The organism is Pseudomonas kurunegalensis (assembly GCF_030291635.1).
GTDB classification, from domain to species: Bacteria; Pseudomonadota; Gammaproteobacteria; order Pseudomonadales; family Pseudomonadaceae; genus Aquipseudomonas; species Aquipseudomonas monteilii.
Genome location: NZ_CP127871.1, coordinates 807,002 through 823,378 on the forward strand (window position 1 = coordinate 807,002; position 16,377 = coordinate 823,378).

Below are 16,377 nucleotides of genomic sequence, written 5' to 3' on the forward strand. Positions count from 1 at the left end.
TTCTGGTTTTGAGGTGCTCATGCGCTTGGTGGGATGACGCTACTTCATCCTGCTTCCGGAAGGACCCCTTTCATGCTGCTTCGCGACTCTGCTTCCCTGCGCCGTCATCCACTGGCCCTTGCCATTTTCCTTGCCCTTGGCGGCCATGTTGCCGCTGCCCAGGCCGACAACACCGGCGCAGCGGCGCAAGGCGTGGTGTTCGACATCCCGGCCGGGCCACTGGCGCGGCAACTGAACCTGCTGGCCAGCCAGGCCGGGTTGTTGATTGGCGGTGATGCCACGCTCACGGCCAACAAGCAGAGCCAGGTGGTGCACGCCACCAGTGTGGAGCAGGCGCTGGCGCAAATGTTGGCCGGCAGCGGTGTGGAAGCCGTGCGCACGGGCGAGCGGGAGTTCCAGCTGGTGCGCCAGGCCGAAGCGGCGGCAGGCGCCGTGACCTTGGGTAGCACCACCATCTCCGGTCAGGGCCTTGGCGATGTGACGGAGGGCACGGGGGCTTACGCCACGGGCCGTTCGTCCACCGCCACCAAGCTGCCGATGAGCCTGCGCGAAACGCCGCAGTCGGTCACCGTGGTCACCCGCCAGCGCATGGATGACCAGAACATGAAAAACCTCGATGACGTGATGCGCAATGCTACCGGCATCACCATCGTCAAGAACGGTGGCGAGCGCTCGCTCTACCAGGCTCGCGGGCAGTCGGTCGACAATTTGCAGATTGACGGTGTGCCGACCAACATCGGCAATGCTTACTCGATGGACGCCATGTCCAAGCCCAACACCGACATCTACGACCGGGTGGAAGTGGTACGCGGCGCCACTGGCCTGATGGAGGGCGCGGGCAACCCTTCGGCGTCTATCAACCTGATCCGCAAGCGGCCCACTGCCGAGCGCCAGGCGCTGATTGAAACGTCGGTCGGCTCCTGGGACGATTACAAGACAATGGTCGACCTGTCTGCGCCGTTGAATGAGGCGGGTACTCTACGCGGTCGCTCGGTCATCTCATACAACAACGCCAACAGCTACCTGGATACAGCCCAGAAAGAAAACCAGCTGTTCTACGGCATCCTTGAAGCCGACCTGAACGAGTCGACCTTAGCCACCTTCGGTTTTACCTACCAGAAGGAACGCAACTCCGGTTATGACTGGTCGGGCCTGCCCAGCCAGGAGAGCGGCGCGTTTTACCCGATTTCGCGCTCCACTTCGCTGACCGGCGACTGGAACCACCTGGACAAGCGTAATACCACCCTGTTCGCCGATGTTCAGCACACCTTCGCCAACGGCTGGAAAGGCGTGGTGGCCGTGAACCAGATGTGGGCGAAGTCGGACTTTCTGGGCAACTACACTTTCCCGGGCGGCGGCACTGACCTGTTCACCCTCAACCCGCGTCACTTTCGCTACGATGACACCCAGACCAGCATCGATGGCTACTTCACCGGTCCGTTCCAGCTGCTGGGCCGCCAGCATGAGCTGATCGTGGGCGGCAACTGGAACAAGGACGACTTCGACTATCACGGCGGGCGCGATGCCACCTACCGCTACATCGTCGACATGAACAACCTAGCGGCGTTCGACCCGCCCAGGCCGACCGGTCTTAACGTCAACCAGTGGCAATACAACCGCACCCAGGAGCAGAAGGGCGTGTATGCGGCCAGCCGGTTCAGCCTCACCGACTCCACCACGTTCATCCTCGGCAGCCGCTGGAGCTGGTACAGCCACGACTCGCTGGACGACACCAACGGCGTGCGTGAACCAACAGATTATGGCCACTTTTCCAAAAGTGGCGAGGTCATCCCTTATGCGGGCCTGGTGCAGGACCTGAACGAAAACTGGTCGGCCTATGCCAGTTACACCGAAATCTTCAAGCCGCAGAGTGCGCAGGACGTGGATGGCAGAACGCTCCAGCCAATGACTGGCAGCAACTACGAAATCGGCTTGAAAGGTGAGTTCCTGGATAAGCGTCTGCAAACCTCCATCGCGCTGTTCCAGGCCGATCAGACTGGCCGTGCCGAGGAAGTGTTTTGTGAAAAGGATTGGGCCTGCTACCGCGCATCCGACAAGGTACGCAACAAAGGCATCGAGCTTGAGCTGACCGGTGAGGTACTGCCGAACTGGAACGTGTCGGCGGGGTACACCTATACCCAGTCCAAGTACATCGGCGGTGAGCAGAAAGGCGAAGACTTCAACGGTGCCTCGCCACGCCACCTGTTCAAGGTCGCGACCGATTACCGTCTGCCAGGTGCACTCAACCAGCTGCGTGTAGGCGGCAGCTTCTACGCCCAGAGCAAGATGACCCAGACCGAAGTGGACAGTGACTACAAGATTCAGCAGGACGCCTACCACCTGACCAACCTGCATGCGATCTACGAGATCAACAAGAACCTTGAAGTGCAGTACAACCTGGATAACGTGTTCGACAAGAAGTACTACCAGACCCTGGGCAACCCCAACTACTGGAACTTCTACGGCGAGCCGCGCAATTTCAACCTGGCGCTGCGGGCCAGGTTCTAAGCGGCTGACGCGGTCGGTGCAGGAGCGGCCGCGTCGCTGTTTTACACTTGCGATCAATTCTCAACAACGCTAGCATCGCCGCTCCAGCCACCCCAGCATACGCGCCAGTCCATGTCCGACGAGCAGGAAGCCCGCAGCCTGTCGCTGCTCTACCAACGGCACCGCAACGAATTGCTGGCCTTCCTCACCCGTAAGGTGCGCTGCCGCGAAACGGCCCGGGACTTGCTGCAGGACGCCTTCGTGCGCCTGCTGCACAGCGAGCACGGCCAGGTTGGCAACCTGCGCGCGTTCCTTTACCGCATCGCCACCAACCTGAGCATCGACCACGCCCGCCGTACCCAGGTGCGTGGGGTGAACGACGAGCAAGCGCTGGACCAGTTACTGACCGATACCACGCCCGAGCGCAGTGCGATGGCGGGCAACACGCTGGCGCACCTGGAGCGGTTGATCGATGGCTTGCCATCGCCCACCCGTGAGGTGTTTCTGCTGGCCCGGGTGGAGCAAATGAGCTACAAGGACATCGCCACGCGGCTTGGCGTCAATGAGCGCGCCGTCGAGCGGCATTTGAACAAAGCCCTCAGCCACTGCGCCGCCGCCGTGCTGGATGCCCGCATCAAGACTGAATCGCCATGACCGCCTCTCCCGACCACGACCCTATCGCGCACCAGCAAGCCCTGGATTGGTTTACCCGCCTGCGCGCCGAAAACCCTGGCAGCGAAGAGCATGCGGCGTTCGAGGCCTGGCGGCTGCAACCACAAAACGCACGGGCATATGCCGAGGTGGAGCAACTGTGGCAAACCCTTGAACTGCCCGCACACCGGGTGCGCAAGGCCGACCGTGCCAAGGCCAGGCGTTGGCCGCGTTACGCTGCCGCTGCCTGCCTGCTAGTGGCCGCTGGTGCGGTCTGGCTGTCGGTGCCGGCGTTGCAGGGCTTGGGCAGCGATTACGCCACGCTGGCGGGCGAGCGCCGCGAGGTGCTGCTGAACGATGGCTCCCGCCTGTGGCTGGACAGCGCCAGCGAGGTGGATGTGGACATGCAGGGCGCTACGCGCACCGTGCGGCTGCGCCAAGGGCGGTTGTTTGCCGACGTGGTGCACGACGGTCGGCCATTCGTGGTGCACGTCGACGAGGCCAAGGTCGAAGTGCTGGGCACGCGTTTTTCGGTCAGCCGCGCAGCGGCGGGTGATGAGGTGGTGTTGCTCAGCGGCCGGGTGCACGTCAGCACGCCGGCACAACAGCGATTGCTCGCTCCGGGGCAACGCCTGGAAGTTCAGGGCGAGCGGGTAAGCGCGCCGGAAACGGTTGATGCCGAGCGCCTGCTGGCCTGGCGCACCGGGCAGTTGCGGGTGCGTGAGGTGCCATTGCAACAGGTGCTGCAGCAACTGGCCGGTTACCAAGGCAAGCGCCTGGTGTTGCTGAACGAACAGGCCGGGCAGCGGCGGGTAAGCGGCAGCTTCAACCTGGACAAAGCCGACAGCGCCCTGGATGCCTTGGTCAGCAGCCAACAGCTGCAAGTCCACCCGTTGCTGGGGCACTGGTTGATCATTCGATAATTTTTTTTTACCCGCGCGGGGATTACCGATTCTGCTGCGTCACACCCCACACATAAGAAATATTTGCATTCGCATTTTTCCGGGGAGTACACATGCAGCACCCACGCGATTCTGTTTTCAGCCACCGCCCATTGGCCAGTGCCGTGCTGGCGGCCAGCTTTTTCTCTGTATTACCCGGGCTGCCAGTGCAGGCTGCCGAGGCAAACGCTGCGCAGGCGCAGAACCAGCGTTTCAGTTTCGACATTCCCGCTCAGGCACTGGCCGATGCGCTCGATGCGTTCAGCGCGCAAAGCGGCTATCAGGTGATTTACAGCGCCAGCGAAGTCACGGGCCAGTCATCCTCTGCGGTGCTGGGCCAGTTCAGCGCGGGCGATGCCATTCGCACCCTGGTGGCCGGCAGCAATGCGCAGCTCAGCCAGCCCAATGCCAGCAGCTTCGTCATCACCTTGCCAGCCCGCGCGGGTAACAGTGTGCAGCTGGAGACCTTGAGCATTTCCGGCAAGGCGCCGGGGTCGACTACCGAAGGCACCGGGCTGTACACCACGTATTCCTCCAGCAGCTCCACGCGCCTGAACCTGACGCCGAAGGAAACCCCGCAATCGCTGACGGTCATGACCCGCCAGCGCCTGGATGACCAGAAGCTCACCACCCTCAACGAGGTGCTGGAGCAGACGCCAGGCATCACCGCGTCGCATACCAGCATCGGCGCCGAGAACAACACCTACTGGTCGCGTGGCTTCCAGATCAACAACTTCGAAATCGACGGTGTGCCGACTTCGTCGCGCATCGACAACTCCACCCAGTACACCGCCATGTACGACCGGGTCGAGATCGTACGGGGCGCCACCGGGTTGATCAGCGGCACCGGCACGCCTTCGGCGACCATCAACCTGATCCGCAAACGGCCCACCTTCGAGCCGCAGTTCAGCGTCACCGCCGAGGCCGGTAGCAGGGACCGCTACGGCCTGGGCTTCGATGCTTCGGGGCCATTGACCGAAACGGGCAATGTGCGCGGGCGCCTGGTGGTGGACTACAAGGACCAGAACTACTGGGTTGACCGCATGTCGTCGGATGCCGCGCTGGTGTATGGCATTACCGAGTTCGACCTGACGGAGTCGACCTTGCTCACCCTGGGGTTCAGCTACGCCAACACCCACACCAACTCGCCGCTACGTGCGGGCTTCCCGGTGTATTTCAGCAATGGCCAGAAAACCGACTTCCCGCGCTCGACCAACAGCTCGCCTGACTGGGCCTATTACGACCGCAAGGTGACCAACCTTTTCGGCTCCATCGAGCACACGTTCGACAATGGCTGGAGCGCCAAGGTCGAGCTCAGCCACACGCAAAACTCCTTCGACCAACTGACCAACTACCTCAACGGCAGCATCGACCAGCAGACCGGCGCCGGTGCCTACATGTACCCCAACCGCTGGTCCGGCACCCCACGTCAGAACACACTGGACGCCTACGTCACCGGCCCCTTCAGCCTGTTCGGCCGCGAGCATGAGCTGATCGTTGGCACCACCCTGTCTCGTTACCGGGAGCACACCCCGGAGCGGGGCGGCTGGTACGGGCCATGGACCGGCTATGACGGCACCATCGACAACTTCTTCACCTGGGATGGCAGCGGCCCACGCCCGGATACCACCCCGGTGGGCAAAAGCCTGATCGACGAAAACCAGTACGCGGCCTACCTGACGTCGCGCTTTCATATCACCGACAACACTCACCTGATCCTCGGCAGCCGGGTGACCGACTGGAAGCGCGAGAACGAGAACATCAGCTACAGCGGCACCAGTACCAAGGACAGCCAGAACCGGCATGGCATCTTCCTGCCCTACGCCGGGCTGGTCTACGACCTGAACGACACCTGGTCGCTGTACGGCAGCTACACCAAAATCTTCAATCCGCAGCAATACGGCATGAAGGACATCAACAACAAGGCGCTGGACCCGCAGGAAGGGGTGGGCTACGAGGTAGGCGTGAAGGGCAGCTTCAACGACGACAAGCTCAACGCCAGCCTGGCGCTGTTCAAGATCGAGCAGGACAACCTGGCCGTGTACCTGCGTGACCCGGACATCTACACCCTTGAACAGGGCACTACCACCGAAGGCGTCGAGCTGTCGCTGGATGGCGAACTGGCAGAGGGTTGGCAGGCCATGGCCGGTTATGCCTACAGTGTCAGCACCGACCAGGACGACCAGCGCATCGTCACCAATATCCCGCGCCACAGCGTGAAAACCTTCACCACCTACCGCCTGCCGGGCGCCTTGGACAAGCTGACCGTGGGCGGTGGCGTGAACTGGCAGAGCAAGTATGGCCAGGACCTGCACACCTTCACCCAAGGCAGTTTCGCGGTGGTGAACCTGATGACGCGGTATGACGTTACCCGCGACCTGAGTGTGAAGCTCAACCTCAACAACGTGTTCGACAAGACGTACTACGGCTACGCCGACAGCTGGGTGGTGTATGGCGAACCGCGCAACTTCATGACCAGTGTGGAATACCGGTTCTGACAGGGGAAACGATGGGGTGCATCACGCCCCATCGCTGGCCGTGTGCCTGTCGGCTACCGCTGATAGGCCTTGCCAAAATGCCGCTCCAGCCGCGCCTGCACCAGCTCCAGCAGGATCGACAGCACCCAGTAGATAACTGCCGCCGTCGTCAGCATCTCCAGGTAGCGATAGCTCGATCGCCCATACGATTGCGCAAGGAACATCACCTCCCACACCCCCATGACCGAAATCAGCGATGAATCCTTCAACATCGAGATGAACTGGTTGGCGGTAGGCGGAATGATCACCCGCATGGCCTGGGGCAAGGTGATGTGCCAGAAGATCTGTGGCGTGCGCATGCCCAGGGCCAGTGCCGCTTCACGTTGGCCCCGCGCCACGCCCAGGATGCCGGCGCGGAAGATCTCGCTCAGGTAGGCGCCATAGTTCAGCGACAGCGCGATGATGCCGGCACTGATGGCGCCGGGTACCAGGCCAAGTTGGGGTAGCCCCAGGTAGATCAGCAAAATCTGGATAAGCAGCGGGGTGCCGCGGAAGAACGAGGTGTAGAAGCTGGCGATGCCCACCAGCACCGCGCTGTTCGACAACCGCGCCAGTGCAGCGGCAAAGCCGAACAGCACCGATACCACCATCGAGCACAGGCACAGAAACAGGGTCAGCGCTGCGCCTTGCAGAAAGCCGTTAGGCCCCAGCCGGAAGCCGGCAAGGTTCGGAAACTTCTCCAGAATGATCGAAAACTTGAGATCGAAGCTGAGGAAAAACGCAACGAACAGGCCGAACAATGCCAGCCAGGTCAGCAGTAACCGGGTGCGAAAGCCGAACAGGCCAGCGCCCGTGGGCTTGACCACGGGCTTGGGGGAGGGGGGGAAGGTGCTCATTTGCTGATATCGGCGCCAATCCATTTCTGCGAGAGCTTGGCCAGGGTGCCATCAGCCTTCAGCTCGGCAAACACCTGGCGCACTTTGGCATCCCACTCGGCGTCGCCCTTTTCGATGGCCACCGAGTTCGGCTCTTCATACAGCGGGGCGCCGGCCAGCTTGAAGCGCTTGTCCTGGTCCAGGCGCGGTTGCGCGGTTACCAGGTTGGTGAGAATGGCGTCCAGGCGCACGCCGGCGCCCAGGCCCAGGTCCTGGAAGGCGACGTTGTCGGTGTCGTATGGCGCAATCTGCACGAAGTCGAAGGGGTATTCGATCTTCTTGTCTTCGTCGCCTTCGATGACCAGGTTCTTGTTCAGGTAGCTTTCGTAGCTCGATGCGCTGGTCAGGCCCACCTTGAGGCCATCCAGGTCTTTGGCGGTGTGGATACGTTCGTCCTTGGCATTGACCACGATCACCGCAGGTGAGGCGTAGTACTCCACCGGGAAGTCGAACACTTCGCTGCGTGCCTTGCTCGGGGTCATCGAGCAGATGCAGATGTCGTAGCGCCCACTCCAGCGGCCCGCCGCGATCACGTCCCAGGAAGGGGTTTCGAGGCGCAGCTTGACGCCGAGTTTGTCTGCCACGGCCTTGGCGACGTCCACGTCAAAACCGTCCAGCTGGTTCTGGTCGTTGAGGAAGGAAAACGGCGGGTAGCTTTCCATCAGCACGTTGACCAGTTCCTTGCGCGATTCAACCCGCTCGAGCGTGGCGCCGGCAAAGGCCTGGGAAGCAGTGGCGAGCAGCACGAGGCCTGCACCGAGCACGGTAGAAAATCGCATGTACATACCTGATATGTTGGGCAAAGGAGTGATAGGGTATTTAATAGTTATAAACGTCCATGAACTAATGAATTTAATTCATAAGAACCTTCAGAGAAGTTATATGAAACAGCGAGCGATGGTGATTCTCGACGGCGGCATGGGCCGTGAGCTGCAGCGCAGTGGGGCGCCGTTTCGCCAGCCCGAATGGTCGGCACTGGCGCTGAGCGAAGCGCCCGAGGCGGTGGTTGGGGTGCACGCAGCGTTCATCGCCGCCGGTGCGCAAGTCATCACCAGCAACAGCTATGCGGTGGTGCCGTTCCACATCGGCGAAGAGCGCTTTGCCAAAGAAGGGCGGCAACTGGCCAATACCGCAGGCCAACTCGCGCGCCACGCGGCAGATGCCGGCCCGCACCCGGTCCGGGTGGCGGGGTCGCTGCCGCCGCTGTTCGGCTCCTATCGCCCAGACCTGTTCCAGCCCGAGCGCGTGGCAGAAGTGCTGTCGCCGCTGCTGCAGGGCCTGGCGCCACATGTCGACCTGTGGCTGGCAGAAACCCAGAGTTCGGTGGCCGAGGTGCAGGCCATTCACGCCCACTTGCCGGCAGACGGCAAGCCGTTCTGGGTGTCGTTCACCCTGCAGGACGAAGAGGTTGATGAAGTCCCGCGTCTGCGTTCCGGTGAGCCGGTGGCAGATGCCATTGCCGCCGTGGTTGATCTGGGCGCCGCCGCGGTGCTGTTCAACTGCAGCCAGCCCGAGGTCATTGGCGCTGCGGTCGATGTGGCGCACGCGTTGATCGAGCAACGCAACGCCGACATCGCGATCGGCGCCTATGCCAACGCCTTCCCGCCGCAGCCGAAGGAGGCCACCGCCAACGACGGCCTGGATGAGCTGCGCGAAGACCTTGACCCGCCGGGCTATCTGGCCTGGGCCAATGACTGGCGTGAACGGGGCGCCAGCATGATCGGTGGCTGCTGTGGTATCGGCCCGGAGCATATCGCCGAGCTGAAACGCAATTTGCGGTAAAGCCTGCTTAGCCACGGGTCAGCGTATGGCCCGTGGCACCGCTCTTACATAGACAAGCTCGCTCACCAACTCCATCAGTGTCTGCGTGATCACCGCCGCAGCCGCCAACCCGCGTATCGTTTCGGGCAATGCCAATGCCAGCGGCAGCACCACCAGCGAGTTTCGCGTGGCGGCGCTGAAGGTGACCGAGCGTGCTTCAGCAGCAGGCAGGCGCAGCAGCCGCGCCGAAATGAACCCGAGCACGGGCGCCAGCAACATGAAGCCGATGTACACCGGAATGACCGGTAGCAAACGGTCGAAATCTCGCAGCACCACAGCAATCTGCGAGGCGATCACAACCACCAGCACCAGGGCCATCGCCGGTACGGGCAACCAGGCCCAGGCGTTGTTCCAGGCGGAAACCGCGCCTGAGCGACGAGCGCCGGCACTGGTGAGCACGGCCAGGATCATTGGCAGCACAATCAACAGTACAAAGGCTTCCACGAACGGGGCGATGGAGATTGCCACGTTGCTGCTGTCTCCCAGCATCCAGGCCAGATACACCGGCAGTAGCACCAGTTGCAGCAACAGCAGCACAGGTGTAGCGGCCAGGGTAAGGCGCGAGTCGCCTTTGCCGATGTGGGTGAACACCACCACATAGTCGATGCACGGCGTAAGCAGCACCAGCAAGGCGCCGACGAGGATCGCCGGGTGTTCCACCAGCCCACGGGTAATGGCCCAGACCAGTAACGGCACAAGGATGAAGTTGGCGAGCAGTAGCGCGGTGATGAAGCGGCGGTTGCCCAAACCCTGACGCAGGTCGAGGAAAGGGATCTGCAGGAACATCGCATACATCAGCACGGCGATGGCGGGGGTGACCAAGGCTTCCAGCTGGCTGGCGCTGTCGCTGGCCATCAAGCCGAAGGCAACGGCCGCAAGCACGGCGGCGAAGTAGATCGGGATCTGGTGGGTTTCGAGTTGTTCCCTGGTCAAGGTGCGGCCTGTGCTCAATGAGTGAATGGGGGCACAGGGTAATACGTGATTGCAGTGGCGCAAACGAAAAAGCCCGGCACTAGGCCGGGCTTCTTCACATCAGGCAATCGCCAATCAGTTGCCGTAAACCGGCAGCTTCTTGCAGATGGCCTTGACCTTCTCACGTACAGCGTCGATGACCGCTTCGTTGTTCAGGTCAGCCAGGATGTCGCAGATCCAGCCGGCCAGCTCGCGGCACTCGGCTTCCTTGAAACCACGGGTGGTAACGGCTGGGGTGCCGAAACGCAGGCCCGAAGTGACGAACGGCGAACGTGGGTCGTTCGGTACCGAGTTCTTGTTGACGGTGATGAAGGCTTTGCCCAGGGCGGCGTCAGCGTCCTTACCGGAGATTTCCTGCTTGATCAGCGACAGCAGGAACAGGTGGTTCTGAGTACCGCCGGAAACCACGTCGAAACCACGCTCGATGAACACGCTGGCCATGGCCTGGGCGTTCTTCACCACTTGCTGCTGGTAAGCCTTGAACTCAGGCTGCAGGGCTTCCTTGAAGCAGATGGCCTTGGCGGCGATGACGTGCTCCAGCGGGCCGCCTTGGGCGCCCGGGAAGACAGCGGAGTTCAGCTTCTTCTCGATGTCGGCGTTGGCACGGGCCAGGATCAGGCCGCCGCGCGGGCCGCGCAGGGTCTTGTGCGTGGTGGTGGTGACCACGTCGGCGAACGGAACAGGGTTCGGGTACACGCCAGCGGCAACCAGGCCGGCAACGTGGGCCATGTCGACGAACAGGTAGGCACCGACCTTGTCGGCGATGGCGCGGAAGCGGGCGAAGTCCAGAACCTGCGAGTAGGCCGAGAAGCCGGCAACGATCATCTTCGGCTTGTGCTCGACAGCCAGGCGCTCGACTTCGTCGTAGTCGATCAGGCCGTTGCCGTCGATGCCGTACTGGATGGCGTTGTACAGCTTGCCCGAGGAGCTTACCGAAGCACCGTGGGTCAGGTGGCCACCGTGGGCCAGGCTCATGCCCAGGATGGTGTCACCGGCCGACAGCAGGGCCAAGTAGACGGCAGCGTTGGCCTGGGAGCCGGCGTGCGGCTGGACGTTGGCGTAGTCGGCGCCGAACAGCTCCTTGGCACGGTCGATGGCCAGTTGCTCGACGACGTCGACGTACTCGCAACCACCGTAGTAGCGCTTGCCTGGGTAGCCTTCGGCGTACTTGTTGGTCAGGACCGAGCCCTGAGCTTCCATGACGGCCGGGCTGGTGTAGTTTTCCGAAGCGATCAGCTCGATATGCTCTTCCTGGCGCAGAGCTTCTTGCTGCATGGCTTCGAAGAGCTCGGCGTCGTACTTGGCAATGGTCAAATCACGGCTGAACATGGCGGTCCTCAAGGATCGGGGTAGTTTGGGGGGGCATTCTAACCGATTGATTCGCGGCTGGCATATGAAGTGGCATCAAGTCGCGGACCAATGGGCTTCATGTTGCATCCCGCGCCGTGTCTGGGCTGCGCGGGCGCGGTAGTTGACCCGAAAGTCCGCTTTTGAGGGGGCTTTGCACCCCCTCAATGGAACATGAACAGGGTCTCGTTGGAGAACTGCGCCTCGAACTGATGCGCCGGCATTGGCCGCCCGAACAGGTAGCCCTGTACCTCGTCGCAACCATGTTCGCGCAGGAACTCCAGCTGTTCGTGGGTTTCCACACCCTCGGCGATGACCGCCAGGTTGAGGCTGTGGGCCATGGCGATGATCGCCCGGGCAATTTGCGCATCCTGCTCGCCTTCGGGCAGGCCGTCGACGAAGGTGCGGTCGATCTTCAGCACGTCGATGGGGAACTGCTTGAGGTAGTTGAGCGACGAGTAGCCGGTGCCGAAGTCGTCGACCGCAATGCTCAGGCCGAGGTTCTTCAGGCTGGCAAGAATCTGCAGCGCCTCGTTCACTTCGCGCATCAGGATACTTTCGGTCAGTTCCAGCTCCAGACACGCAGGCGGCAGGCCGCTTTCTTCAAGAATGTTGGCAATGCGCGTGCCCAACTGGCCGTCGGAGAACTGCCGCGCGGAAATGTTCACCGACACCTTGGGTACTCGCACCTTGGCCTTGTGCCAGGCCTTGAGCTGCCGGCTGGCCTCGCGCAGCACCCAGTCGCCCACGTCCACCACCAGGCCCAGCTCCTCAATCACCGGGATGAAGTCGCCCGGTGGCACCAGGCCACGGGTCGGATGGCGCCAGCGCAGCAGCGCTTCGGCACCGGTCAGGCGCTTGCCGTCGCCGCTGAACTGCGGCTGGTAGTAGAGGATGAACTCGTTCTGCTCCATGGCATGGCGCAGGTCGCTTTCCAGTTCCAGCCGTTCCAGGGCGCTGGCGTTCATTTCGGCCTGGTAGAACTGGAAGTTGTTCTTGCCGCGTTCCTTGGCGTGGTACATCGCGGTATCGGCGTTTTTCATCAACTGGCTCAGCTCGCCGCCATCCTGCGGGCTGAGGGCGATGCCGATACTGGCGGTGACGAAGAACTCGCGGTTTTCCAGCACGAATGGGCGCACCAGGCTGCCGAGGATGTTCTCGGCCACGTGGATGGCGCGGTTAAGGGCCATTTCGCGGGTGGGGCGCGGTTGCAGCAGCAGGGTGAACTCGTCGCCACCCATGCGCGCCACGGTGTCGTCGTCATCCACGCAGGCCAGCAGGCGCAGGGCCATGTCCTTGAGCATGCGGTCGCCGGCGGCATGGCCGAGGGAGTCGTTGATCGGCTTGAAACGGTCCAGGTCGAGGAACATCAGCACCACCCAGGCCTTCTGCCGCTCGGCCTGCTGCAGGGCGTTGTACAGGCGGTCCTGGAACAGTGTGCGGTTGGGCAGGTGGGTGAGGGCGTCGTAGTAGGCCAGGCGGTGGATACGCTGTTCGCTGGCCTTGCGCTCGCTGATGTCGGTGAAGAAGCACACGTAGCTGGCCAGGTCGCCCTCGTCATCGAGTACGGCGGTAATGCCGACCCACGCCGGGTAATGGTCGCCGTCGCGGCGCTTGAGCCACACCTCGCCTTCCCAGCTGCCGCGCTGGTGCAGTTGCTTGACCACATAGCGCAGGTGGCCTTCCTGCTGCTCATCGACGGTAAGCATGCCCGGCAGCTGGTCGAGCACTTCACTGACGGCATAACCGCTGACACGGCTGAACGCTTCGTTGGCCTGGACGATATAGCCGGCCGGGTCGGTGATGAGGATCGCCGACGTGGAGTGCTCGAATACCGTCGCGGCCATGCGCAGGTCTTTTTCGGCGCGGCGTTGCTGGCTGATGTCGCGGCCCACGCCAAGCACGCCTTCAAAGCGTTGGTCATCGTCCCACACCAGCACCAGGCGCAGCTCGATCGGGATCTTGCGGCCATCGGCGCGCAGGCAGTCGAACAGGAACAGCTGGGTTGGCAGCTGGCTGCGCAGCTGGGCCAGTTGTGCCGGGTCGCCCATGGCGTTGCTGACGCGCTCCATCAGGCTGTAGATGCCGGTGAGCTGGGCCGGGTTGGCGATGATCGACTGCCAGCCGTTGGCGAAAATCCAGTCTGCCTGGTAGCCCAGCACGCTCTGCACCGAGGGGCTGACATAGTTGAGCTGCAGCAGGCTGTCGGTGGAGAAGATCACGTCGCTGATGCTTTCGGCGAGCATGCGGTAGCGCTGTTCACTGTCGCGCAGCGACTGGCTGGCCTCGATCTGCACCGTCACGTCCTTGCCCACGCCGATGATGCGCGTTACCAGGCCATCGGCGTCACGGGTCAGCACCTGTTCGCGGATGTCGTAGCAGCGCCAGCCTCCATCACGGTGGCGGAAGCGCAGCTGGCAGTGCAGCGGTTGATCATGGCCGTTGTCACGCTGTTGCTGGCGCAATGCCTGGTAGTGCGCGGCATCTTCGGGGTGCAGCAGCAGCTCCCAGAAGCGGTCGCCCATCTGCGCAAGCTCGGTACGGTCATAGCCCAGGGTCTGCCCCAGGTGGCGGTTGCTGAAGATCATCCGCTGGCTGACTACGTCTTGCACGTACAGCTGATCGGGCACGGTGCGCACCACGTCCGACCAGAAACTTTCGCGCTCCAGCAACGACAGCTCGACCTGTTTGCGGCTGGTGATGTCGCTGATGCTGAGGATCACGGCCTGGTAGTCGCGGCGCTGCTGCGGCAGGCGCGCCATCAGCCACAGGTGCAACTCGCCACCCAGCGGAGCCGGCAGGCGCACTTCAAGCTCCAGCACCTGGCGTTGTTCGATCAGCGCGTCGATCAGTTGCATGCCGACGCTGTCGCGGCCATCGCCGCTGCCATCGATCAGCCGCTGCCAGGCCCCTTCGTGGCATTCGATGTTCAACAGCTGGCGCGCTACCTGGTTGACCTCGGTAATCTTCAGCTCCAGCAACAGCGAGCGGCGCAGGTTCGGGTCCAGCGCCAGGCTGTGCCTGAGTGCGGCGTGGTTGCGCAGGTGGTAGCGGTCGAGCTGACCGGGCAGGCTGGACAGGTCGAGCACGCACAGGGCCACGCCGGTGCCTTCGAAGATTTCCTGGTAGCGCCGGCGGTCTTCCTGCAGCGCGCGCTGGCGGCGGCGCATGTTGATCAGCGCCAACACCGGCAGCAGGGCACAGAACAGCACCAGCAAGCATTTGCCGATCAGCGCGGGCAGCAATTTTTGCTGGGTCAGCTTGGCGTCGAACAGGCCGCGCAGTTGCCAGGTGCTGTTGTCGATGAAGGCCAGCATCACGCTTTGCAACGGCTCATGGCTGGTGTCGGTTGGGGCGTGCTGCTGCAGCACTTCGCCGCTGCGGCTGTTTTCCAGCAGCCACAGCGGGTGGCCGCCGCCATCGAGGTGAATGGTGAGCTCGCGGTAGTAGTCCGGTGACAGGCGCAGCAGCCAGTAGCCGCGGTCCTGTTCGGCGGCCTGGCGCAGCAGCAGGTACAAGGTTCGATTGTCGGCCGAATTGGTAAAGAAGTACGGGCGCCCCTGGTTCAGCGTGAGCAACTCGTCAAGCAACTGGCGGTCTGGGCTGCCTGGCAGGCTGTCGCTGCGCAGCTGCCCGGCGCTGTCCAGCCAGGCCATGCTCTGCAGGGCGGGCAGGCGTTGGCGCAGGGTATCCAGCAGGCTGGGCAGGGCGGCAGGCGTCGGCGCATTGACGTAGGGCTGTACCACGTTCACGGCCTGCTGTGCCTTGAACGCCATGTTCAGGCTCAGGTGGTCGGCCAGCTCTGCGGTGGCGTCCAGGCTTTGTTTGCGCAGGTCGGCCTGGGTGTGGTTGAACTGGGCGAACAGCTGCCACAGCAGCAGGCCCAGCAGGATCAGGGCCAGCAGCGCCAGCGCACCCTTGATCGACCCGCGCAGGGTAGCGGCGGGCGCTTGTGGCGCGGAACGCAATGACGACGGATGAGTTAGGTTGGTCAAGCGTTGATCCTGCGATTGGGCTGGCGATGGCAGGGAAGGATCATGCACGGTGTGTGCCGGTACCTGGCTGCCGCAACGCGGTGGCGCACTATAAGGCCGGACACCTGAAACCGGCTAGCATGCCTAGGATTATGGCAAAGTGCCAGCCATGTTGACCGATGGTGCCTGCCGGGTGGTTCGGCAAGCCCCTGCAACCTGTGCGAGAATAGCGCCCGCTTCACATGACAACGCATCGGAGATGTTCGGTTTTGGTTACTCACTTTTCCTCCAATGGCCTCGATTCCGCCTGTGGGCGCAGCAGTCAGACCCTTGTCAGCACTGCCGTGACCGAGGACGTATCCTGCAAGTCTTGCCAGCGTTCGCTGAGCAAACCCGAGGCGGCCAACGCCGCCAAAAGCAAGGCCCCATCGCTGGCTGAACTGCGCAAGACCGCCAAGGCGGCAGCAGAGCCGGCAGTTGCAGTTGCTGCGGCCAACAAGCCGGCAGCCAAGGTGGTCAGCACGGCGCCTGCGGTCGCCAAACCCGCCAAGGTTGCCGAGCAGCAGCCTGCCCGCAGCGGTGGCTTCAGCGTGAAGTCTGCCTGGGCTGCGCGCCTGGCCGAGCAGGGTGACCGTTGCCGGTTGCCGCGTGGCAAGGCCAGGCAGCGTCACGTCTGAGCCATCTCGGGTGCTGTACCGGCCTCTTCGCGGGCAAGCCCGCGAAGAGGCCGGTACAGGCAATGAATTTCTCCCCGGGATCACCCTGATCCCAG

General features: G+C 62.8%; 11 protein-coding genes. 6 read left to right on the top strand and 5 right to left on the bottom strand.

Annotated features, from left to right (window positions below; genetic code table 11):
• Positions 1-72: 72 nt before the first annotated feature.
• The 4 genes from QQ992_RS03660 to QQ992_RS03675 all read left to right on the top strand — a co-directional run bounded on the left by QQ992_RS03660 (position 73) and on the right by QQ992_RS03675 (position 6,577).
• The gene (locus tag QQ992_RS03660) at positions 73-2,508 is read left to right on the top strand and encodes a TonB-dependent siderophore receptor (RefSeq protein ID WP_286112243.1); all 2,436 of its coding nucleotides are present in this window, start codon (positions 73-75) and stop codon (positions 2,506-2,508) included.
• A gap of 111 nt (positions 2,509-2,619) precedes the next feature.
• A complete protein-coding gene (locus QQ992_RS03665; RefSeq protein WP_286112244.1) occupies positions 2,620-3,141 on the top strand; it encodes an RNA polymerase sigma factor in 522 nt (173 codons plus the stop codon).
• Entirely contained in the window at positions 3,138-4,061 is a 924-nt protein-coding gene (locus QQ992_RS03670; RefSeq protein WP_286112245.1) for a FecR family protein, read from the top strand. Before QQ992_RS03665 ends, QQ992_RS03670 begins: the two co-directional genes overlap by 4 nt.
• Before the next feature lie 92 nt (positions 4,062-4,153).
• Positions 4,154-6,577: a TonB-dependent siderophore receptor gene (locus QQ992_RS03675; protein ID WP_286112246.1), complete on the top strand. Its 2,424-nt coding sequence runs from the start codon at positions 4,154-4,156 to the stop codon at positions 6,575-6,577.
• A gap of 53 nt (positions 6,578-6,630) precedes the next feature.
• Here QQ992_RS03675 and QQ992_RS03680 read toward each other — a convergent pair whose 3' ends face one another.
• Complete coding sequence (locus QQ992_RS03680; RefSeq protein WP_060500277.1) at positions 6,631-7,452, bottom strand: amino acid ABC transporter permease; 822 nt, start codon at positions 7,450-7,452, stop codon at positions 6,631-6,633.
• Entirely contained in the window at positions 7,449-8,270 is an 822-nt protein-coding gene (locus QQ992_RS03685; RefSeq protein WP_286112247.1) for an ABC transporter substrate-binding protein, read from the bottom strand. The genes QQ992_RS03680 and QQ992_RS03685 overlap by 4 nt, the downstream gene beginning before the upstream one ends.
• A 118-nt stretch (positions 8,271-8,388) precedes the next feature.
• Here QQ992_RS03685 and QQ992_RS03690 point away from each other — a divergent pair, with 118 nt between their 5' ends.
• Positions 8,389-9,273, top strand: a complete 885-nt coding sequence (locus tag QQ992_RS03690) for a homocysteine S-methyltransferase family protein (RefSeq protein ID WP_286113895.1) — start codon at positions 8,389-8,391, stop codon at positions 9,271-9,273.
• Positions 9,274-9,291: 18 nt separating this feature from the next.
• Here QQ992_RS03690 and QQ992_RS03695 read toward each other — a convergent pair whose 3' ends face one another.
• From QQ992_RS03695 to QQ992_RS03705, 3 genes are all read right to left on the bottom strand, one after another.
• Positions 9,292-10,245, bottom strand: a complete 954-nt coding sequence (locus QQ992_RS03695; RefSeq protein ID WP_286112248.1) for an arsenic resistance protein — start codon at positions 10,243-10,245, stop codon at positions 9,292-9,294.
• 114 nt (positions 10,246-10,359) lie between these two features.
• Positions 10,360-11,613, bottom strand: coding sequence for a serine hydroxymethyltransferase (gene glyA / locus QQ992_RS03700; RefSeq protein WP_016713363.1), 1,254 nt, complete (start codon positions 11,611-11,613; stop codon positions 10,360-10,362).
• Positions 11,614-11,795: 182 nt separating this feature from the next.
• Complete coding sequence (locus QQ992_RS03705) at positions 11,796-15,626, bottom strand: sensor domain-containing protein (protein ID WP_286112249.1); 3,831 nt, start codon at positions 15,624-15,626, stop codon at positions 11,796-11,798.
• A 248-nt stretch (positions 15,627-15,874) separates the two neighbouring features.
• Here QQ992_RS03705 and QQ992_RS03710 point away from each other — a divergent pair, with 248 nt between their 5' ends.
• Positions 15,875-16,282, top strand: a complete 408-nt coding sequence (locus tag QQ992_RS03710) for a hypothetical protein (protein WP_286112250.1) — start codon at positions 15,875-15,877, stop codon at positions 16,280-16,282.
• The last annotated feature ends 95 nt before the right edge of the window (positions 16,283-16,377 follow it).